The 23092-nt window shown below is 35.0% G+C and carries 18 protein-coding genes; 15 read left to right on the forward strand and 3 right to left on the reverse strand.

Going from position 1 to position 23092, the window contains the following annotated elements:
- Window positions 1–145: 145 nt before the first annotated feature.
- Genes JDW14_03960 through JDW14_03970 form a run of 3 tightly spaced genes read left to right on the forward strand, consistent with a single transcriptional unit; the run spans window position 146 to window position 2656 of the window.
- Window positions 146–1234 (forward strand): FAD:protein FMN transferase, encoded by a 1089-nt coding sequence (locus JDW14_03960; protein ID QQD66494.1) that lies wholly within the window; start codon window positions 146–148, stop codon window positions 1232–1234.
- Window positions 1227–2180, forward strand: coding sequence for a 1,4-dihydroxy-2-naphthoate polyprenyltransferase (locus JDW14_03965; protein ID QQD66262.1), 954 nt, complete (start codon window positions 1227–1229; stop codon window positions 2178–2180). The genes JDW14_03960 and JDW14_03965 overlap by 8 nt, the downstream gene beginning before the upstream one ends.
- An 11-nt stretch (window positions 2181–2191) precedes the next feature.
- Entirely contained in the window at window positions 2192–2656 is a 465-nt protein-coding gene (locus tag JDW14_03970; GenBank protein ID QQD66263.1) for a VanZ family protein, read from the forward strand.
- A gap of 36 nt (window positions 2657–2692) precedes the next feature.
- Here the strand turns inward: JDW14_03970 and JDW14_03975 are convergent, their stop codons facing one another.
- Window positions 2693–2884: a YjzD family protein gene (locus JDW14_03975; GenBank protein ID QQD66264.1), complete on the reverse strand. Its 192-nt coding sequence runs from the start codon at window positions 2882–2884 to the stop codon at window positions 2693–2695.
- A gap of 121 nt (window positions 2885–3005) precedes the next feature.
- Here JDW14_03975 and JDW14_03980 point away from each other — a divergent pair, with 121 nt between their 5' ends.
- The 8 genes from JDW14_03980 to JDW14_04015 all read left to right on the forward strand — a co-directional run bounded on the left by JDW14_03980 (window position 3006) and on the right by JDW14_04015 (window position 14434).
- On the forward strand, window positions 3006–6347 hold the full coding sequence (locus tag JDW14_03980) for a DNA polymerase III subunit alpha (GenBank protein QQD66265.1): 3342 nt from the start codon (window positions 3006–3008) through the stop codon (window positions 6345–6347).
- A gap of 149 nt (window positions 6348–6496) precedes the next feature.
- The gene (gene pfkA / locus JDW14_03985; GenBank protein QQD66266.1) at window positions 6497–7471 is read left to right on the forward strand and encodes a 6-phosphofructokinase; all 975 of its coding nucleotides are present in this window, start codon (window positions 6497–6499) and stop codon (window positions 7469–7471) included.
- 44 nt (window positions 7472–7515) lie between these two features.
- On the forward strand, window positions 7516–9276 hold the full coding sequence (gene pyk / locus JDW14_03990) for a pyruvate kinase (GenBank protein ID QQD66267.1): 1761 nt from the start codon (window positions 7516–7518) through the stop codon (window positions 9274–9276).
- A gap of 296 nt (window positions 9277–9572) precedes the next feature.
- Complete coding sequence (mgtE, locus tag JDW14_03995) at window positions 9573–10934, forward strand: magnesium transporter (GenBank protein ID QQD66268.1); 1362 nt, start codon at window positions 9573–9575, stop codon at window positions 10932–10934.
- Window positions 10935–11187: 253 nt separating this feature from the next.
- Window positions 11188–11382, forward strand: coding sequence for a hypothetical protein (locus JDW14_04000; protein ID QQD66269.1), 195 nt, complete (start codon window positions 11188–11190; stop codon window positions 11380–11382).
- A gap of 177 nt (window positions 11383–11559) precedes the next feature.
- On the forward strand, window positions 11560–11769 hold the full coding sequence (locus JDW14_04005) for a hypothetical protein (GenBank protein QQD66270.1): 210 nt from the start codon (window positions 11560–11562) through the stop codon (window positions 11767–11769).
- Window positions 11770–11834: 65 nt separating this feature from the next.
- Window positions 11835–12053: a hypothetical protein gene (locus JDW14_04010; GenBank protein ID QQD66271.1), complete on the forward strand. Its 219-nt coding sequence runs from the start codon at window positions 11835–11837 to the stop codon at window positions 12051–12053.
- A gap of 782 nt (window positions 12054–12835) precedes the next feature.
- Window positions 12836–14434, forward strand: coding sequence for an ABC transporter ATP-binding protein (locus tag JDW14_04015; GenBank protein ID QQD66272.1), 1599 nt, complete (start codon window positions 12836–12838; stop codon window positions 14432–14434).
- Window positions 14435–14517: 83 nt separating this feature from the next.
- Here JDW14_04015 and JDW14_04020 read toward each other — a convergent pair whose 3' ends face one another.
- Window positions 14518–15369: a helix-turn-helix transcriptional regulator gene (locus JDW14_04020; GenBank protein QQD66273.1), complete on the reverse strand. Its 852-nt coding sequence runs from the start codon at window positions 15367–15369 to the stop codon at window positions 14518–14520.
- A 626-nt stretch (window positions 15370–15995) separates the two neighbouring features.
- Between JDW14_04020 and lepA the strand changes: the two genes are divergently transcribed.
- Entirely contained in the window at window positions 15996–17822 is a 1827-nt protein-coding gene (gene lepA / locus JDW14_04025) for an elongation factor 4 (GenBank protein ID QQD66274.1), read from the forward strand.
- A 292-nt stretch (window positions 17823–18114) separates the two neighbouring features.
- Window positions 18115–19314, forward strand: coding sequence for a Gfo/Idh/MocA family oxidoreductase (locus JDW14_04030; GenBank protein ID QQD66275.1), 1200 nt, complete (start codon window positions 18115–18117; stop codon window positions 19312–19314).
- 57 nt (window positions 19315–19371) lie between these two features.
- Here JDW14_04030 and JDW14_04035 read toward each other — a convergent pair whose 3' ends face one another.
- Complete coding sequence (locus JDW14_04035) at window positions 19372–20268, reverse strand: YitT family protein (protein QQD66276.1); 897 nt, start codon at window positions 20266–20268, stop codon at window positions 19372–19374.
- Between the two features lie 210 nt (window positions 20269–20478).
- On the opposite strand from JDW14_04035, the gene JDW14_04040 reads away from it, so the two are divergent.
- Complete coding sequence (locus JDW14_04040; GenBank protein QQD66277.1) at window positions 20479–21666, forward strand: acetate kinase; 1188 nt, start codon at window positions 20479–20481, stop codon at window positions 21664–21666.
- 373 nt (window positions 21667–22039) lie between these two features.
- Window positions 22040–23080 (forward strand): LLM class flavin-dependent oxidoreductase, encoded by a 1041-nt coding sequence (locus tag JDW14_04045; protein ID QQD66278.1) that lies wholly within the window; start codon window positions 22040–22042, stop codon window positions 23078–23080.
- Window positions 23081–23092: the final 12 nt, after the last annotated feature.

Consider the following 23092-nt stretch of genomic DNA (forward strand, 5'->3'; position numbering starts at 1 on the left):
CAATATATGTATTTATATAATTCAGATTCCTATCTCAAAACGCACAATGTTTTCAGTTGCAATTCAGTGACAGCAGCACCGAATTTTAGTAAAATGAGAACAATGATTTAAAAATGGAAGTGAGTTCGAAAGAATGAATAAAACAATGAAAAGATTATTAATAAGTACGAGTGTACTGGCACTTGTTACGACTTCTACTATTATGCCAGTGTTTGCCGAAGATGTAACGTCTGGGGCATCTGTGAAATTAAGTGATACTCCTTTAAAAGTGGTGAAAGACCCATTAGTTCGTTCAGAATCGCTATTGCATACGGCTATCCAAATTCAAATTTATCATGAAAATCAAGAAGCCGTCATGGATAAGGCGATTGATTATATTAAACGCATGGAAAAATTAATGACGACTAACTTAGAGGGTTCAGATGTTTATCGTATTAATCAAGCAGCTGGAAAAGAAGCTGTTAAAGTAGCACCTGAAACATTTGAAGTCATTAAAAAAGCACTTGAAATGTCGGAATTAAGCGGTGGTAAATTTGATATAACAATCGGTGCTGTATCAAATTTATGGCGTATCGGTTCAGAAGATGCACGTGTACCTGAGCAAAGTGAAATTGATGCGGGTTTGAAGAAAATTGATTATAAAAAAGTGACGCTCGATGAGAAAAATCAAACGGTGAAATTAGAAGAAGAGGGCATGACCATTGAACTAGGTGGTATTTCTAAAGGTTATATCGGCAGTGGCATTGTGAAATATTTTGCTGAAGCAGGAATTACAACAGCGATTGTCAATTTAGGTGGAAATGTGGTTGTAATGGGAACGTCACCGGCAAATGATGAGGGCTGGAATGTTGGGGTTCAAGACCCTGATGAAGTACGAGGAGCTGTAGTGGGGTCAAGACGGATTAAAGATTATGCGATTATAACTTCAGGTATTTATGAGCGTTTTCTTGAAAAAGACGGTGTGAAATATCATCATATTTTAGACCCGAAAACAGGGTATCCATTGGAAAACGATATTTCAGGTGTGACCGTCTTTGCACCAACATCAGTTGACGGTGATGCTTTATCAACGACACTCTTTTTATTTGGAATTAAAGAGGGGATAGAGTTCGTCGAAAAATTAGACGGTGTTGAAGCGGTGTTTATTGATAAAAATCACGGGGTTCATATTACATCTGGATTGAAAGATAGTTTTGTAATGAAAAATAAGGAGTATCACCTTGTCAATGAGTAAGAAAATCGCAATTTTTTTAGATTTTGTTGAACTGAGAACTAAAATAGCTAGTGTGATTCCGATGACTGCTGGGATTCTATGGAGTATTTATCGTTATGGGCAGTTTAATTTGCTGACGACCGTCATTTTCGTGTTGGCAGTCATCAGCTTTGATATGTGTACGACGGCAATCAATAATACAATGGATTATATTAAAGCTAAAAATGAACACTATAAGGAAAATGAAAATGTAATAGGTGTTCATCAATTGACTTTGAAAAAAATGATTTATGTAGTATTAGGTTTATTGCTATTTGCGATTGTATTATCATTAGTTCTTGTTGCCTTAACCGATATTGTGTTATTGGCTATGGGAATGATATGTTTTGCGATTGGTATTTTATATACTTTTGGGCCTGTACCAATTTCGAGAACACCGTATGGTGAAGTATTTTCCGGTGTGACAATGGGTTTTGGTATTTACTTTATCGCTGTATTTATTCAAGCACCACAAGCATTATTAGCGACAGAGTGGTTATCCCAAACAGTTCAAGTGACATGGCATTGGCAGACAACATTGGAAATTTTATTGATGTCCTTACCATTTATTTGTTTAATCGCCAATATTATGTTAGCTAATAACACTTGTGATTTGGAAACAGATATTACGAATGAACGTCATACGTTAGTTTACTATATTGGAAAACAAAGAGCAGTTACTCTGTATCGTGTGTTGAGTTTATTGCCATGGGTCTTTTGGGGACTTTATATTGTATTCAATTTAGTACCGATTTGGGCAGTGCTTGGTTTTGTTGGAATGTATCCACATTATTTAAGTGTTCAACGTTTTTCAAAAAAACAGGTCAAGCGTGAAACGTTTGTAGAAGCGATAAAGAGTTTTAAACTATTTTCAAGCATCTACTTACTAGTATTAGTTTTGTCAATTGTTGTCACTTGGTTTTCATAGGGGCTACTGTCATGAAAAAATGGATAGCATGGTCATCTCTTTGGTTGCTGACAGTTATGGTGATTTTTATCTTTTCAAATCAACCAGGTGAGCTTTCTTCTCAATCAAGTGGTTGGGTAATGAAACAAATCGTAGGCATACTGCAATTCTTTTTCCCTACGCTTGAGGGCAGTGCACAATTGGAAAGTAATATTCGTGTGCTAGCACATGCTAGTATTTATACGGTGCTAGGTGCAATCAGTGTAATGGTTGTATATAGCTTTTGTCAGTGGCGAGAAAAGGCTTTGTCAGTTATGACATTGGGTAGTATAAGCTGGGGAATGACGTTAATGATTTCGTTAGCAGATGAATATAATCAATTATCGGTTGCTGGTCGTGACGGTAGTTGGGGTGATGTCATCGTAGATATGTTAGGTACAACATTAGCAGTGCTGGTTGTTTGTAAAATCGTCATCAAACGAAAGACACCTTACTGAGTGAAATTGTCAGTAAGGTGTCTTTGTGATGTATGCTTACGCTTTATCAACTGATGTTGGTTGTTTGCGTGTAATGATTGGTTTAATGATGAATACCGTAATAGCAACCACAATTCCTAAAATTGTCGCATCACGAAAATTATATTGTGCACTGGTTAATTGACTACCTAAATAAAAGGCAACATGACCTAAAATAAAGCCCCAAAAAAGTGTTGCGATATATTTCATTACAAATCCCTTCTTTCAAGAATATTGTACCATAATTTAAAAAGAAGAGATAGCAGGGCTAACAAAAAAGATAGGTATTTATTAAGGCTGTAGTGTATAATATAAAAAAAGAGAAAGGGTGATGACGTTGTTATTGAATGTTCATACGGCTTATTCGTTATTAAAAAGTACGTTAACTATTGATGCTTATGTTCAACGTGCAAAAGAATATGGATATCGAGCTATTGGGATTGCTGATATTAATGTGCTGCATGGTGCTGTGGAATTTTATCAAAAATGCCAACAACAGAATGTACAACCACTCTTAGGAATGACATTACAAGTCAACGGCTTTATCCGACAAGATAAACAGTATTCACTCTTATTGTTTGCCAAAAATTATTCAGGTTTCCAGCAACTAATGTATTTGTCGAGCGAACTAACAAAGGAACAGCGTAGTGATGCAACCTTGTGGGATTATATCGAGCAGGAACCAAATGATTTAGTGGTGATTTCTGCTGGCAAAGAATCGGAATTGGAACAGGCTCTCTTTCATTCCCAGTATGATATTGCCGAGCAAATTCTTAAACGCTGGCAGCAATATTTTGGAACAGAGAATGTTTATTTAGGTGTCCAAGCATTTCCATATCAGCCAAAAGAAATTGAACTTATCCAACAATTTGCCTTAAAGCACCAAGTGCCATTGGTTATGAATCAACTTGTGAATACACTGGAACGTCATGATGCGTTTACGTTGAAAGTATTGGGTGCGATTGAACGAAATGATACATTAGAATTATCGCTTAGACAAATGGAGGGGACAACTTATCTCTATCCTTATCAAGAACTCGTGTCGATGTATGAATTAACTAATATTCCAAATTTGATTGCGAATACAGATAATTTAATTCAATCCTTGCAATTTGAATTGCCACTTTCTCAGGCATTTTTACCTAAATTTCATGTACCAAATGGTTTGAGTTCAGTAGAATATCTATTCCAGTTGGTCAATCAATCGATGGTTGAAAAAGGTCTGGTAGATAAAGACGAGTATCAGCAACGATTGAAATACGAGTTAGATATTATTAATCAAATGGGATTCAATGATTACTTTTTAATTGTCTGGGAAATGATGCGTTTTTGTCACGAAACAGGTATTCGTACTGGCCCAGGGCGAGGGTCGGCAGCCGGCTCTTTGGTGAGTTATTTACTAGATATTACTTTAGTAGACCCGATACAGTATCAGCTATTATTTGAACGTTTTTTAAATCCGGAACGCTATTCAATGCCCGATATTGATGTGGATATACCCGATAATAAGCGTGAGTTAGTCTTAAAACATATGGAGCAATATTATTCGCATGAACAAGTGGCACAAATTGGTACTTTTGGAACATTTGGTGCTAAGCAAGCATTGCGAGATACTTTACGTGTGTTGAATTATTCGACTGATGAAATGAGCCAATGGTCTAAGGCAGTGCCACGTGAGTTGAACATTAATTTAAAACGTGCTTATGAAATGTCACAGACTTTACGTACGATTGTGAATCGTAATGAACGTAATAGTCATGTATTTCAAATTGCACAAACGATTGAGGGTTTACCAAGACATATGTCGACACATGCTGCTGGTATTGTGATTCATGATAAGCCTTTGACATCAGTTATCCCAGTCATCGAACGAGAGAATCAATTATTGTTAACGCAATATACTATGTACGATGTTGAAAAAGTCGGCTTATTAAAACTAGATATTTTAGGTTTACGCAATTTATCTATTTTAGATGACATTTTGAATAATATTAAGAAATTAACAGGCGAAACACTAGATATTTATCAAATACCGATGAATGACCAAGAAACGCTTGGACTATTTCGTTCTGGAGATACATCAGGTGTGTTTCAATTTGAGTCAGAAGGGATCCGCAATGTATTAAGGAAATTACAGCCGTCGAACTTCGAAGAAATTGTTGCAGTCAATGCTTTGTATCGACCAGGTCCAATGAAACAGATTGATGAATTTATTAAGCGTAAAAATAAACAGGTGACCGTTGCTTATTTGCACCCCTTATTAGAACCGATTTTAAAACATACCTATGGTATTATTGTCTATCAAGAACAGGTTATGCAAATTTGTCAGCAATTAGCTGGTTACACTTTGGGACAGGCAGATTTATTGCGTCGTGCTATGGCGAAAAAGCAAGCTGATGTGATGAAACAGGAGCGTGACCATTTTATTCAGGGGGCATTTGTAAATGGTATCGAAGTAGAGATTGCGAGTAAGGTATATGATTACATTGATGCCTTTGCGAGTTATGGATTTAATCGTTCTCATGCAGTTGTTTATTCAACATTGGCGTATCAATTAGCCTACTTAAAAGTTCATTATCCACTCGCTTTTTATCAAGCTATTTTAAATCAAGGACAGTCAAACACGACATCGCATGCGAGCTATGTCGAAGAGGCACGTCGACGGCTAGGTAAAGTAGTTGGCGTCAATATTAATCGTAGTCAAGCTACCTTATCGGTTGATGATGCATTTTTGCGGCTTGGATTGGATAGTGTGAAAGGGATACGGAAAGAGTTTATCGCACACGTATTAAATGACAGGCAATTATTAGGAGAGTATCAAACTTTTATTAATTTTCTCGGACGCTTACCGAAAAAATTTCTCAAGCAAGACCTTATCGAATCTTTAATCAAAGTAGGAGCTTTTGATGATATGGGGTATAATCGTGCGACTTTGAGTTATAATTTACCGAAATTTATCAAGAGCATTGAATTTAGTGGGTTGAATGTTAATTTATTTGAAGAAGTAGAGCCAAAGGTGGAATGGCAAAAAGAATGGAATGTACATCAAATGGCGATTCATGAGCAAGAAGTACTGGGATTTTCTTTATTACCACACCCACTTGAGCAGTACGGAGAACAACTAAAACAAATGGATTCATTAGCTGACATTGCGATGATGCGAGTGAAACAACGGATAAAAACGATTATTTACATTGATTCTATTCGCTTTGTACAAACGAAAAAAGATGAAACAATGGCATTTGTGACAGCTGATACAAGTCAATCGAAAGTAACATTAGTCGTGTTTCCAAATGTGTTAATTAAAAGCCAACGTTGGTTACAACCACATCAAATCGTTCAAATTGACGGGGTAATCGACCGTAATCAGCGGGGAGAGTTACAAGTCATTGTCAATCATTTTTCAGATGTGAATCAGCAAAGTTCAAATTCAGCAGCAAAGGCGAACTTTACAAAATGTTTTATTAAGTTGACGGCACAAGTTAATCCAAAACTTGCTTTGCAATTTATTGAAGAATTAGCGAGCCAATCACCAGGCCCTTGTCATGTAATTTTAGTCAATGACCAAAAAGAAACGTGGCAATTGAGTAATCAATATCAGTTGGGTTATGGGTATCAAACCCAGCATGCGTTAAAAGATTATTTCGGTGAAAAAAATGTTGTCTATCGTTGAGATAAAAAGAAAGCATTTACTTACATTTTTTTCAAAAAAAAGGGGCTATTTTAAGACAAAAGCATGACTTATAAATTAAAAAATGTTACAATACCCATGAAGAGTCGATGTGTGATTCGAGACAACTAAAATTTGAGGTGAATAAAGACATGAAGCGTATTGCGGTATTAACCAGTGGTGGAGATGCACCTGGAATGAACGCAGCGATTCGTGCCGTAGTGGAGCAAGGTGCACACCATGGTATAGAAGTCGTAGGTGTAAATTACGGATTCAAAGGATTAGTAGAAGGTGATTTTCGTGTTTTATCAGTAGCAGATTGCCAAGATAAGATTCGTCGTGGTGGAACTTTCTTATATTCTGCACGTTTCCCTGAATTCAAAGAAAAAGAAGTGCAACTTAAAGCCATTGAACAAATGAAGCAGCATGGCATTGAAGCATTAGTTGCTATCGGTGGTGACGGTACATTTACTGGAGCACTACAATTGCAAAAACATGGGTATCCAGTTGTAGGAATTCCTGGAACGATTGATAATGATATTCCAGGAACAGAGTATACTATTGGATTTGATACAGCAGTGAATGTTGCCTTAGAAGAAATTGATAAAATTTCAGATACAGCGTCTTCACATAATCGTACATTCGTTGTCGAAGTAATGGGACGTCACGCTGGGGATATCGCAGTATGGGCAGGAGTAGCAGCTGGTGCTGATGCGATTGTGATTCCTGAGTCAGGCTTTGATATGAAAGACGTGGTACGTCGTGTTCATGCAGGACGTGCACATGGAAAAGATCATTCAATGATTATCTTAGCTGAGGGTGTAATGGATGTTGAAACATTTGTCAAACAATTCCGTGAAACAGAGCCGGAAATGGATATTCGTGGTGTAGCACTTGCCCATGTTCAACGTGGTGGTAATCCAACCGCTCGTGACCGTGTGTTCGCAACCTTAATGGGTGCACGTGCAGTCGATTGCTTATTGAATAATGAAGTTGGAATCTTTATGGGTGTTCGTGGTGAGCAATTAGCAACATTTGACATTATCGAAACATTAGAACAAAAATCTCATGCTGTACGTCAAGATTTATATGAATTAAATCAAGATATTACAGACAAACCAATGTAGTCACTGATTATAATTTACGTTAAAAAAGAAAGGAAAATGCGTTAATGAAAAAAACAAAAATTATTTGTACATTAGGACCAGCAACAAATACAAAAGAGAAAATGGTGGAGTTAATCAATGCGGGAATGAACGTAGCACGTTTCAACTTCTCACATGGTAGCCACGAAGAACACCGTGAACGTTTTAATAACTTAAAAGCTGCTCGTGAAGAAACAGGTCGTTTAAATACAGCGATTTTATTAGATACAAAAGGACCTGAAATTCGTACAAATGACATGGAAAATAACTATGTTGAATTAGTACGTGGTAATACTGTTCGTATCTCAATGACAGAAGTATTAGGTAATGCAGACAAATTCTCTGTTACATACTCTGAATTAATTAACGATGTTGTGCCTGGAAATCACATTTTATTAGATGACGGTTTAGTTGATTTATTAGTAACTGAAATTGATAAAGCAAATGGTGAAATCGTAACAGAAATTCAAAATACTGGTGTATTAAAATCTAAAAAAGGTGTTAACGTACCAAATGTATCAGTAAACTTACCAGGTATCACTGCAAAAGATGAAGCAGATATTCGTTTTGGTGTACAAGAAGGAATCGATTTCATCGCAGCATCATTTGTTCGTCGTGCAAGTGACGTTATGGAAATCCGTGCGATTTTAGAACAAGAAGGCGATCCAAAAGTTAAAATCATCTCTAAAATCGAAAACCAAGAAGGTGTCGATAATATCGACGAAATTTTAGCAGTATCTGACGGTATCATGGTTGCTCGTGGTGACTTAGGGGTTGAAATTCCAACTCATGAAGTGCCAATCGTACAAAAATATATTATTAAAAAATGTAACGAAGCAGGTAAACCAGTTGTAACAGCAACTCAAATGTTAGACTCTATGCAACGCAACCCACGTCCAACTCGTGCAGAAGCAGGGGACGTTGCTAACGCTATCTTCGACGGTACAGATGCTGTAATGTTATCAGGTGAAACAGCAGCCGGAGATTTCCCAATTGAAGCTGTTAAAACAATGGCAGCTATCTGTGTTCGTACAGAAGCAGCTTTAGTAGGTCAAGACGCATTTGCTTTAAAACGTTATGACCAAGGTGATATGACAGAAGCAATTGGTCAAGCAGTTGGTCATACAGCTCGTAACTTAGGTATTGAAACAATCGTTGCAGCGACTTCATCAGGTCATACTGCTTTAATGATTTCTAAGTACCGTCCAAACGCATCAATCGTGGCTGCAACATTTGATGCTGCAACAGCACGTCGTTTATCTGTATCTTGGGGTGTTGAAGCATTTGTTATCAATCGTCCTGGTTCAACTGACCACATGATTGATTTAGCAACTGATTTAGTTCAAGAAAAAGGTTATGTTACAGAAGGTGATTTAATTATCATCACTGCAGGTGTACCTGTTGGTGAAGCTGGAACAACTAACTTAATGAAAATTCAAGTGATTGGTACACAATTAGCTAAAGGTGAAGGTGTCGGACAAGATCACTTTATCGGTAAAGCAATCATCGCTGAAGATGCTGCAACTGCGAATGAGGCAGCTACTATCGGTTCTGTATTAGTTACTCGCTTAACAGATAAAGATTTTGCTCCAGCATTAGAAAAAGTAGGCGCAATCGTAACTGAAGAGGGTGGCATTACATCTCACGCAGCAGTTATCGGCTTAGAGCGTGGTATTCCAGTAATCGTTTCAGCAAAAGGTGCATTATCAGCAATTGAAAATGGTGAATTAATTACTGTTGATGCTCGTCGTGGTTTAGTATACCGTGGTGCAACAATTAGCATTTAATTTGTAAGAATTTACATTAATTTAAATAACAGAAATAGTTGATTAAGTTCAATTATTTCTGTTTTTTGTTTTAGAATTGTTGTAGAAGTAGGGATGATATGATGATTTGTGTAGCAGATAGAATTTATCGTTGAATTGAACGCTGATATTATTAATTGATTGTTATAAAATATTTGCGCTTTCTATTTATAACTGTTATAATAATGTGTGTGCATTTTTTATACATGGTAAAAGGATAAATTTATCTTCATGATATTTAATTCAAACATGTATAAAAAGGATAGGAGGTAATAAATATGGAAACAATTAACCAACTTAATGAGATTCGTGACCAATTCACAGAACTGATTAATCAAAAACGAACGAAAGCAGCGTATGAGTTGATAAAGAATCTGAATGAAGTGGATATTGCCCATTTAATCGATGAATTAGATCCGACAATAGGTGTAATTTTATATCGGTTATTACCAAAAGCGATTGCAACGCTGGTATTTGCAAATTTTGATACGGAACAACAAACAGCGATTATTAATGCCTCAACAGATCAAGAAATTGAACATATTTTAAATGAACTATACTTTGATGATATGGTTGATTTAATTGAAGAGATGCCGTCAAATGTTGTTAATGATATTTTGAAACATACTTCTGCAGCTGAACGCCAATTAATCAATCAGTTTTTAATGTATCCAGATTCTTCGGCTGGCTCTATGATGACGATTGAATATGTTTCATTGAAAAAAGAATTTACGGTCAGAGAAGCACTTGATAAAATTAAGCGAGAAGGTATTGATAAAGAAACGATTTATACACTTTATGTTACCGATGAAAAGCGTGTGCTAGAGGGTATCTTGAGTTTGAGAGAATTAATTGTTGCAGATTTAGACACGAAAATCAAATCGTTAATGAGTGAAGATGTAATTTATGCCCATACATTAGATGACCGAGAAGATGTTGCGAAACAATTTTCTAAATATGATTTAACGGCATTACCGATTGTCGACAATGAAAAACGGATTGTTGGGATTATTACGGTCGATGACGTACTCGATGTTTTAGAAGAAGAAACAACGGAAGATTTTCAAATTATGGCTGCTACTACCCCGAATGAGAAACCATACATGAGTACAAGTGTGCTTGAACTGGCAAAAGACCGGATTTTTTGGTTATTAATTTTGATGATTTCAGCGACAGTTACGCAAAAAATTATTAATAATTATGAATCAATATTAAGTAGTACTGCCTTTTTATCTGGTTTTATCCCAATGTTAATGGATACTGGTGGGAACTCAGGTTCGCAAAGTTCTACTTTAATCATTCGAAGTTTAGCGATTAATGATGTTACGACAGGTGATTGGTTGAGCGTGTTGTGGAAAGAGTTTCGTGTTGCTTTGTTATGTGGTGTGGTCTTAGCATTCGTCAATTATTTTAAAATTATTTACATTGACCGAATTCCTGCTAATATTGCGTTAACGGTTAGTATTACATTAATATTTTCTGTTATGAGTGCGAAAATAGCAGGTGGAGCGTTACCACTGTTAGCACATAAATTAAAACTAGACCCTGCGATTATGGCGTCACCCTTAATCACGACGATTGCTGATGCGATTAGTTTAGTTGTTTATTTTATGCTAGCACGCACAATTATTGGATTTTAATGATGAGTGAGAAAAGAAGTCTTTATGGTGCACGGCACTGTAAGGACTTTTTTGGTGGGGGAAGTCAAAGTACTCATGCTTATATAATATGAAAAAATTGTGAAACTAGCAGCTGAAAACAAAATAATACACGATGCTGAAATTGAAAGAAAATACAATAAATGTTACCATTAATATAAGAATTTAGGTTATCCAAAGATTGTAGCTAAAAATAAAGTTTTGACTGATATCTATGATTTGGGGGTATTTGTTTATGAAGAAATCGAGTGAAAATAAGCAAATGTATTTAGTTCAAGATGACACTGATAATATGGATCTCGCAAAACTTTGCCGTAAAGGTATTTATACAGTAAAAATGATGCAAGATTGGGGTTTTACACAATCCGAGATTGATTATTATTTTGGAACAGAAGTGAATGAACAAACGGAGAATTTCACACAAGTTTAAGTATGTAACTTTAAGAGTTAGGTGCTTTTGGACGTTCAACTGGGTAATTATAACGCATTAGCATGGCTTTAAACTGAAAATGGTATATGCTACGATTTTAGATGATAAAGAATTTTTACATTTTGTTATAGGATTGATTTTAAAGGGTGAGAAATAAAAGATATGGATTTAAAGTTTATGAAAGCAATTACCGAATATCACGAAGTAGAAAAGATATATCTAAAAAAATTTGGAGAGCATTCACTTGACTATGTCCATTTGTTTGACCCGGTGAATATTCATAATTATCCCGAAGAAGTGTTAAGAGCAACTGATAAATTGGAAGAAGCTATTTCAAAAGGAGTTCCGTTTGATAATACAAAACCTGAAGTTGATGTTATATATTAAATCATTAGGAAGAAATAGAGGAAACTACAGTTAATTTGAAGTACTGAAAAAGGAGTTGAAGAAGTGTGAAAATTGAAAGAATAACTCAAGCTCCATTTGAAACTATCATTAGTTTAGACAAAAAGGAAGGGGTACGAGATTCGATTGGGAATTTTTTTACTGTAGATGGTGTCACATTACATCAAATTAAAGGTACTTCAACTGAATTTTGGACAGAGTTTCTTATTGAGAAGACAGACAAACTTGAAGTAGGTCAAGAAATTAAATTTATGAAAATTACCTAAGTTTACTCCAAAGTGGAAGGTGCTTTTTGTGTACGCAAAATTAGGAGGTTCCCTGTATCTCGCTTAGCCCATGCGTTAATGGGCTACTTAGTTTGTCCTGCCACATGACGTTAAACTGGGTTAAAATATAACGCACTAGCGTGGCTTTAAACTGAAAATGGAATAAATGCCCCACTTACTTAAGCTCACGAAGACGCAGATGTTCGTTTCCTTGGGCTTATTTGACGTGTGGAAAGATTGTTTGAAGTCGAAAAAGAAAAGCAATTCAAGAAGCATTAGCTAAAGAAAAAGATGACGCAAAGTTAAGCGAAGAAGACTATGAAAAAGTCAATTTGAAGATCAGCGTACGCAGTTTGAAAAAGAACGGGCTTAATTTATGCAAAAACAGAGTGTGATTGAACTGGAAAAGAATTTGATGACGAAAAAACTGCCGAAGAGATGTTGAACTTGAGTAAGATGTTTATATTTTTTTGATTTATGATTAGATTCTTTGTTTTTCACAATTTTTTCTAGGCTAATATTCATTTTATTACCAAGTTAAATTCTATTAAAAAACACTTCCCAAAGTAAGTTCCATATTGTCTATCCACTTTGGAACTTACTTTAGGAATTTACTTATTCTTCAACATTCTTATTTAACATAAAAAGTTTGTATGATATAGTAATATTGTGGAATATATCAATGTTTTGATTGAACCATTTACATTGATTGGGGCGAAGCGATAGAAAAAAAGATTCAGTTTTCGTGTCGATACTTTTATTAGTACTAGAGGGGAATAAAAATGAAGAATAATGTTTTATTTAAACTATTAAGGAAGTATCCGATTCAGTTGGTAGGGATTATTTCATTAAGAATTTGTTGTGCGGGGTTACAGGTCTATGCATCACTACTACTTGCTAAAGTCTTGAATCATTTAGTCGATAGACAATTCATTCCATTTTTCAGTGCTGTAGCATGGAATTTATGTGCTTGGTTATTATTGCATGTATTTTATTTGATTTCAGCTGTTTGTGAAGAAAAATATATAGGAGATATTAATAATGATTTGAGAATGATTGTGTCAGATATTATTAGTGAGAAAGCCTATCAACAGCAAGAAGAAAATCAAAAAACATATTTTGCTTGGATGACACAAGATATAGAGTTAGTTAATACAAAGGGGATAGAAATAGTATTTGATTTTGTTACTTTTTCAAGTGCTCTATTTTTCACGGTTTTATCATTAATTAAGTTTCACTATATTATTTTGGTAGTAGCATTTATTCTATGGATATTGATGAATTTATATGCAAAAGTATTTAAAAAGAAAAGTGTTGAAATTGGTAAAAAATTTTCGGATGCCAATGCATTATTTACGAATCAAGTTCTCGATAAATTAGCAGGTTTGAATATTTATTTTAATATGAATTTGATGAGTCAATTTAAGGGGGATATTTGGAAAGCATCTGATTCATTGAAAAAGAGTAAAATTTATTATAGAACTTCAAGTGTTGCGATACAAAGAGTGAATAGCGCTATTAGTTCTTTCAGTCAAAATATGATTTTGCTTCTAACGGGATATTTAATCTTTCAGGGACAAGTTGAAGTTGGAGCGTTTTTGGCAGTAGGAAATATAGCAGGGATATTTTTCACTTGTATTTCACAAATCAATGATTCTATTTTGAAGATTTATTCTACTCAAGAAATTGTTGGAAAATTTGATGTATCGATAAAAGTGAAGCGTCCTAATACAAATAGTTTTGTTTTTAATAATAGAATTAAACTTGAAAATGTGAGTTATGCATTGAATGATAAATTAATCATTGAAGATTTTTCAATCGTAATTAATAAAAATGAAAAAGTTGCGATTATTGGAGATAGTGGGCGAGGTAAATCCACATTGTTGAATTTGATAAGTGCAAGGAATGCATGTTCTGCTGGAAAAATAAGCATTGACCAAATGGAATATAGTTATCTCGATCAATATGAATTAAAAAATAATATTACGTACATTGACCAAAACGCTTATCTATTCAATATGAGTGTTAGGGATAATATCACAATGGGGCGAGATTACTCAGATGATAAGATTATTGAAATGATGAAACAGCTACAACTGAATCATGTATTAGAGAAAATAGATTATAATTTAGATTTTCTAATAGAAGAAAATGGTAAAAATTTTTCAGGTGGTGAAAAGCAACGTTTGAATTTAGCTCGACAATTGATAGATCCTAAATCTATTATACTATTAGACGAAGTTACTTCAGCGTTAGATGCTACAACTAGGGAGAAAATTGAAAACTATATTTTATCTTTAAAAGAACATACAATTATTATGGTTACTCATCATTTATCTGATTCAACTAAAGAAAATTTAGATAAAGTGATTCGATTATAATAAGTGTCAAAGAGTGCATCAAGTAGAAGATTTAGCTGCTCTCTCCGGTGATTTAATTGACCGGAGGGAGCAGCTTCCTTGAATTACTGTTGGAAATGTAGATTTTTAAAGATGTTTAGTTGCTTTAGATTGCGATTGTTTAGTTTTAATTTGGCAATTACTTCAGCTTGATTGATATATTCTTTGGACTCTTCTACACTCCCTAATTTAATAGAAGCGTTCGCAAGTACTAACAGAATATCTTCTAAGTACATCAATGTATGGTTTGATATGGTTATTTCAAGTGTCTCAAGTCCAAATTGATAAGATTCTTCGTAACAATTGAGTTGATAGTAGATCCGAGATAATCCATATAATATTTTGTGTTGTATGTTCCAGGCGACAATAGGTAGTCTTGAAAATGAATATGCTTTTAAAAGAAATTCTTTGGTTTGATTAATATCTTTCAGTTCTTCATAAATATTTGCAATTAATAAGTAAAGATTTATTTTTAATTCAATATTAAATTTGTTATTGTTTGTACTAATTAAAGTAATTAAATGATTGGCTTTTTCGATTACAGAGTCAGTTTCTCCATAACAAGCCGTTTGAATAACTAATTTAATCCATTCAATGAAATGAGCTTGATTAGATGAAAGAGATGATATATCTAAAGTGGAGAGATATTTTTCTAAATGAACGTAATCTCTTTTCTCTAATAAAGAATCAATATAATCCGTATTAAGTGTTATAGTTTTGTAATCTTCATCTAGTAAAGTTGCCAATGAAGTATTCAATCGTTCACATATTTGTTGTAATAAATCAATATCCGGGCTGATTAATCCTTTTTCGATTTTTGAAATAACACTCTGGCTTGTTATACCCTTAGCTAAGTCGTTTTGTGTCATATTAAGTTGAAGTCGTAAATCTTTGATTTTTTTATTGTATGTTATCATGGGAATTCACTTCCTAATTTTAGTTTCCTACTCATATTGTAGCTAAAAAATTTCCTAATGCAAAATATTTGTATATTAATAAAAAATTTTTTAAAACTATTAAATTATAATATGAATATATATTGTTTTATGACTTGAAACAAGTTAGAATATAGAAAAGGGTGAAAATAATGAAGAAAAAGATATTTTTTATATTAATATTATTATCCATGGTAGTCGGTTCAAAAATACGTCAAACAGATAATTCAGATGGAACTTTACCACCATCGACATTTGAGAGAATATAAACATTTTTTATCAAAATTTATACTAGACATAGATAAAATCTCGTAGCTATGTAGTGATAGGAACTACATAGCTTTTTTCTATTTTGGTGTGCTAGTCTGTATAATTTAAGTTGCTGGACAACCGGTTGCCCTCTAATGCTTTTTCTAATGGTTTGAGTCATAATATTTATGCTTATGCACCATGAAAAAATTGTGAAACCCATGCGTAAAACAACATAAATGACTATCTATTATCACAAAAATTTGTTAATATAAATCTGTATGTAAAAAGCTAGTCTACACAAGGATATTATCCTAAATAATATAAACGAGCACTAGCAAGAAGGAAGTGAATAACGCATGTCTACATTAGATGAAATGAAACAACGACAACAAAAAATACGTAATTTTTCGATTATTGCACATATTGATCACGGTAAGTCTACTTTAGCAGACCGTATTTTACAACAAACAGAAACGGTATCAGAACGTGAGATGCAAGACCAATTATTGGATTCCATGGACTTGGAACGTGAACGTGGTATCACCATTAAATTAAATGCAGTTGAATTAGCTTATAAAGCCAATGACGGTGAAGAATATATCTTCCATTTAATTGATACACCGGGGCACGTCGATTTTACATATGAAGTGTCACGTTCATTAGCTGCTTGTGAGGGAGCATTACTTGTCGTCGATGCAGCACAAGGGATTGAGGCACAAACTTTAGCAAATGTGTACTTAGCACTTGATAATGATTTAGAAATTTTACCGGTCATCAATAAAATTGATTTACCGGCAGCAGACCCAGAGCGTGTTCAAGGTGAGATTGAAGATGTGATTGGAATTGATGCTAGTGAAGCAGTTTTTGCGTCAGCTAAATCAGGTATCGGAATTGCTGAAATTTTAGAGCAGATTGTTGAAAAAGTACCAGCACCAACAGGGGATTTAGAAGCCCCACTTCAAGCATTAATCTTTGACTCTGCTTACGATAGTTATCGTGGTGTTGTATTAAATATCCGTATTGTGAACGGAACAGTTAAACCAGGTGATAAAATTCGTTTGATGAGTAATGGTAAAGACTTTGAAGTCGTAGAAGTCGGTGTCTTTTCTCCTAAACCAATTAAACGTGATTATTTAATGGTAGGTGACGTTGGTTATATTACAGCAAGTATTAAGACGATTCAAGATACACGTGTTGGGGATACGATAACGTCTGCGAATAATCCAGCTAGTGAACCTTTAGACGGTTATCGTAAAATGAATCCAATGGTATACGCTGGTCTATATCCAGTAGAGTCAAATGAATACAATGATTTACGTGATGCCTTAGAAAAATTACAACTAAATGATGCTGCCTTACAATTTGAAGCTGAAACATCACAAGCCTTAGGTTTTGGTTTCCGTACAGGATTTTTAGGCTTGCTCCATATGGACGTGATTCAAGAGCGTTTAGAGCGTGAGTTTGATATTGATTTGATTACAACGGCTCCGTCGGTAATTTATCGTGTAATTAAGACGAATGGGGAAGAAGTAATTGTGGACAATCCGTCTGCCATGCCACTAGCAACGGAAGTGGACCAGATTTTAGAGCCATATGTTAAGGCGAGCATTATGGTACCGAATGAATATGTTGGGGCTGTAATGGATATCGGACAACGCAAACGTGGTAATTTTATCACTATGGATTATTTAGATGACTATCGTGTTAATGTCGTCTATGAATTGCCAATGGCAGAAATTATCTATGATTTCTTTGATAAGTTAAAATCGAATACAAAAGGATACGCTTCATTAGATTATGAGATTATCGGATATAAAGCGTCTAACTTAGTAAAACTCGATATTTTATTAAATGGTGACTTGATTGATGCCTTTAGTATGATTGTCCATAAGGATTTTGCGTATAATCGTGGACGTGAGTTGGTTGAAAAACTACGTGGTATTATTCCACGCCAATTATTTGAGGTTCCGATTCAAGCAGCAGTCGGACAGAAGATTTTAGCTCGTACTAATATTAAAGCGTTGCGTAAAGATGTTACAGCGAAATTATATGGTGGGGACGTTTCTCGTCGTAAGAAATTATTAGAGAAGCAAAAAGAAGGGAAAAAACGGATGAAACAAGTTGGGTCTGTTGAAGTACCACAAGAAGCCTTTATGGCAATTTTACAAATGGATGAAGAGTAAAAGGGGTATTTTATCTACATAAAAATAGAAATACGCTGTGCTTTATTAAGTTAAAGTACAGCGATTTTCTTATATGGCGGCTCTACCACGAATAACTTTTGTGTGCAATCTAATTTGATAGCACTTACTTTTTTCTGAAAATTAGTATATAATTATTTTACAACAAAGTAAGAGCATGGGAGTATTGACTTGAATCACTGGAGCAAAAAGTGCTGGAGAGCGTCAGCATTCCAAGCACTTTGTGAAGTGGATGTCAAGTCAACCCAAGCGAACCAGAATAGGAGTGGTTGAAATGCGTCGATTAAAATTAGGTGTGGTGGGCTTAGGTCAGCGTGGTTTTAGTTTGCTAAAATATGAATTATTGGATATGGCTGAATATGAAATAGTAGCCGTATGTGATGATTATGAAGATAGAATTGAAGCTGCACAACAATTATGTAATGAAAAAGGACATTTTCCAACAGGCTTTTCGAATCCGTATGATTTGATGCACCCAGAAATTATAGATTGTGTCTTCATCGCTACTCCATGGTTAACTCATATCGAACTATCGATAGAAGCCTTAAAACGTCATATTCCAGTTGCAATGGAGGTAGGGGGAGCTTATGACATTCATGAACTGTGGAAATTAGTGGAAGTTCAACAAGAAACGCAGACACCATTTATGTTTATGGAAAATTGTTGTTATGGTCGTTTGGAATTACTTGCTTTAAATATGGTGGAGCAAGGTGTGCTTGGTGAATTGGTGCATTTAAGTGGTGGTTATTTACATGATTTGCGTGATGAAATTTCAGAAGGTTATCATCGTCGACACTATCGTATTGATGAGTATCAAAAGCGCAATGCAGAAAATTATCCAACGCATGAAATTGGTCCAATTGCTAAAATATTAGGGATTAATCGTGGCAATCGTTTTGTCACCATTTCTTCTCAAGCGTCAAAATCGGTGGGCCTACATGATTATATTGTAAGACATGGTACAGACGAAAAAATTAAAGATGCACGCTCATTATCGTTTAATCAAGCAGATGTCGTGGTAACTACATTGAAATGTGCGAATGGCGAATTAGTCACGATAAAATTAGATACCACATTACCACGATATTATTCGAGAGGTTTATATGTTCAAGGAACAAAAGGGTTAATCAATGAGGAAAATCAGTCAGTCTTTCTCGAAGAAGATACAACGTTACGTGACCATTTCACTTGGAAAGAACAGTTTAATAATTTAGAGCGATATTATGAGCGTTATGAGCACCCAATTTGGAAAAACTATTTGACGCAAGGGGTTCGTAAGGGGCATGACGGTATGGATTATTTAGTATTTAAGGCATTTGCTGATGCATTGATTAATGATGAACCGATGCCGATTGATGTGTATGATGCGGCAACATGGATGGCGATTACAACTTTATCCGAACAGTCAATCAGTTTAGGGGGACAAGTATTGCCATTTCCTGATTTCACATTAGGTAAATGGACGAAACGTTAAAGATAAATAAAAAGACATAAAGTTTAGGAATGATATTGCCTAAACTTTATGTCTTTTTTAATTGTAGAATTTTTTATTTTTATTAGTTGGATTAAAGAAGGTAAATCCTTGTCCAATCACTTGTTGCACATCTGAAATTGTAACGAATGCGAGTGGGTCAATTTCAGAGATAATCCGTTGAATTTGGACAACTTGGTGGCGACTGACAATGACATAAAGTACATCTTTTTCACGATGTGTGTAGTAGCCATAACCTTTTAAAATCGTCAAACCACGACCTAATTTGTTAATAATTTCAGTTGCTACTTCTTCTTGTTTTTCAGAAATAATCATTAAAGATTTACGGCGATTAAACCCTTCGGTAAATAGGTCAATCATGTAGCTAGAAATGAATTTCATAATTAAGGTTACAATGGCATTTTCTAGTCCAATAATACTTGTACCGGAGAAAACAATAATCAAATTAATTAAAAAGACACTGATTGAGAAGTTGATGCCGAAATATTTTTTTAACATCACTGCGATTAAATCTGTTCCGGCAGTCGTTCCATTTCCACGAACGACTATTCCGAGTGAACTTCCGATGACAACTCCTGCTGCAATAGCAGTAACTAAAATATTGCTGGAAACGAAAGCTGGTGGATGAATAATATTTAAAAACCAACTCATCATTACAAGAGCATAAACTGTAAAGATTAAAGTGCGTTTTTCAATAAATTTCCAACCGATTATCATTAAAACAGCATTTACAATTAAGTTGGTCGTCCCAGTCGGAATACTAAAGACATAGAAAATTAGAATTGCAATCCCAGCAACCCCACCATTTCCAAAACGATTAGGAATAATAAAACTATTGACCCCTACTGCGTAAAGCAAGCAGCCAATGGTAATAAGACAGAGTGAAAATATAATTGCGGGTGTTTCCATGTTTAAATATTGGTTAATCTTTTTCATGATACGCTCCATTTATAAAATAATTATATATTTGATATTATACTCGTAAACAGAGAAAGAGTAAACGGTCGATTATTGATTGAAATGATAAAATAATTCGTTAATTAATTGATAGAAAAACAAAAAAAGTACTTAAAAAGAGTGAACAAAACGCTTTCTACATGTTATAATGCTAATAGATGAATTTTTTAGAAAAGAGGAAACAATACAATGTCAATCACAATGGCTGTTAATGCAGGAAGTTCAAGTCTTAAATTTCAATTATTTGAAATGCCACAAGAAACGGTAATTGCTAAAGGATTGGTAGAGCGTATCGGTTTAAACGATTCAATTTTCCAATTAGAATTTGGTAATGACCAAGAAGTGAAATTAGTAGAAGATATTCCAACACATGACCGTGCTGTCGAAATTTTATTCCACCATTTAGAAGAATACAAAGTAGTAGAGCACTTTGATGAGATTACAGGTGTGGGACATCGTGTGGTTGCTGGTGGAGAAATTTACAAAGAATCAGCGTTAGTTACAGATGAAGTAATTGCGAAAGTTGATGAGTTAGGTGAATTCGCACCATTACATAACCCAGCTGAAGCGGCTGTTATGCGTGCATTCAAAGAACGTTTACCAAAAGCTACAATGGCAGCAATTTTTGATACATCATTCCATACAACATTACCAGCAGTAAACTATTTATATAGCTTACCGTATGAGTACTATGAAGATTTCAAAGCTCGTAAATATGGTGCACATGGAACAAGTCATAGCTATGTAAGCCGTCGTGCTGCTGAAATCCTTGGTCGTGATTACAACTCAATGAAAATCATTACTTGCCACTTAGGTAATGGTGCGTCAATTACTGCAGTTGAAAATGGTAAATCAGTGGATACATCAATGGGATTCACGCCATTAGCTGGGGTAACAATGGGTACACGTACAGGTGACATTGATGTATCATTAATTCCATTTTTAATGAATAAATTAGGCTTAACAGATGTGAATGAAATGATTAATATTTTAAACAAACAATCTGGTTTAGCTGGTATTTCAGGTGTATCAAGCGATATGCGTGATATTATTGCTGCTCGTGATGCTGGTAATGAACGTGCTAAACTAGCGTATGAAATCTTCATTAGCCGTATTCAAAAATACATCGGTCAATACATTGCTGTGATGAACGGTGTTGATGCAATTGTCTTTACAGCTGGTATCGGTGAAAACTCAAGTATTGTGCGTGCAGACGTTATCAATGGTATCTCTGCTTTCGGTGCAACAATTGATGCAGAATTAAACAATACACGTAAAGAAGCAATTATCTCTACTGAAGGTTCTCGTTATGTAGTCTTAAATGTACCAACAAACGAAGAAGTAGAAATCGCACGTGAAGTAGAACGATTAAAATAATAGAATCGTGTGAGTGAGGGTGTTGTTCTGGCTGGAATCACTGGAAGAAGTCTCTGGAGTGCGAGTAACGCACAGAAGGGACTTCTGAAGTGGACGTCAAGCCAACTCGTGCGAACCGGAATACTGGTGTGGCAGTGAGTGTGTGCAGCGAGCCCCTTACGCACTAAAGTTTAAATCAAATTTTTAAGTCATTGAACCTATTGGTTTAATGGCTTTTTTGCTATCCACTCATAAATAGTTGTGGTGGATTATGATATGAGCAAATAATTTGATTATTTTTGACTATCAATGTGATAATAGTGTCAATAATAACAAATTGTGAATTGAAAATATCATAACGTAGCATGATTTAACTAATAAAGGGAGATTAACAATGCAGATATCAATATTAAATTTAGCACCACTAAGACAGGGAGAATCTTTTCGTGATGCAATGAATAGTTTAGTACGTTTAGCACAAGTAGCAGAAAAATTAGGATATGAACGTTATTGGATTGCTGAACATCATAATACATCAACAGTGGCAAGCTCTGCGACACAATTGTTGATTCAGCATACGCTAGCCAATACGCAAACGATTCGTGTCGGTTCAGGTGGTGTCATGCTGCCGAATCATAGTCCGTATTTAGTAGCAGAACAATATGGGACGATTGAAACTTTGTATCCGAATCGTTTAGATTTGGGATTGGGACGTGCACCAGGTACAGACTTGGAAACGGCACGTGCGATTCGACGTACTAATAATTTACATACTAATTTTCCAGACGAAATTGCTGAATTACAAGGCTATTTTGACGATACGAATCCGGTGCATGCGTATCCTGCTGCTGGATTATCGATTCCATTTTATATTTTAGGATCAAGTTTGGAGAGTGCTAGGCTAGCGGCTCGTTTAGGATTGCCATATTCATTTGCAGCTCATTTTGCACCAGCAATGATGGAAGAAGCAGTTGCTTTGTATCGTAAATTGTTCAAGCCGTCCGATAAATTAAGTGAGCCTTATGTTATATTGGGGGCAAATGCAGTGGTAGCTGATACGGACGAAGAGGCAGAGCGTCTTGCTACGACACAAACTCAATCTTTTCTAGGATTAATTACAGGCGAAAGTAAAGGATTGCAGCCACCTTTAGAAAATAATGATGCCGTATGGCGTGACTATGTAAAAGTTAATGTTGTACCACATTTTGGGCCGATGGCATTTAAACGAGATGATTTAATTAATCGTGAACGGTCAGTGATTGAAAATATGACGAAAATATCGTTTGTTGGTAGTCCAGAATCTGTTTCTAGACAAATTGATGCACTAAAAGAGCGTGTGCATTTTGATGAATTGATGATTAATAGTTATATTTATGATGAAAAGGCACAACATTATTCATATCAATTATTAGCTGAGATAGTGAAAAATAAATAAAGTATTTGGCTG

The sequence above is a fragment of the Aerococcaceae bacterium zg-252 genome, assembly GCA_016237705.1.
GTDB classification, from domain to species: Bacteria; Bacillota; Bacilli; order Lactobacillales; family Aerococcaceae; genus Globicatella; species Globicatella yangjingiae.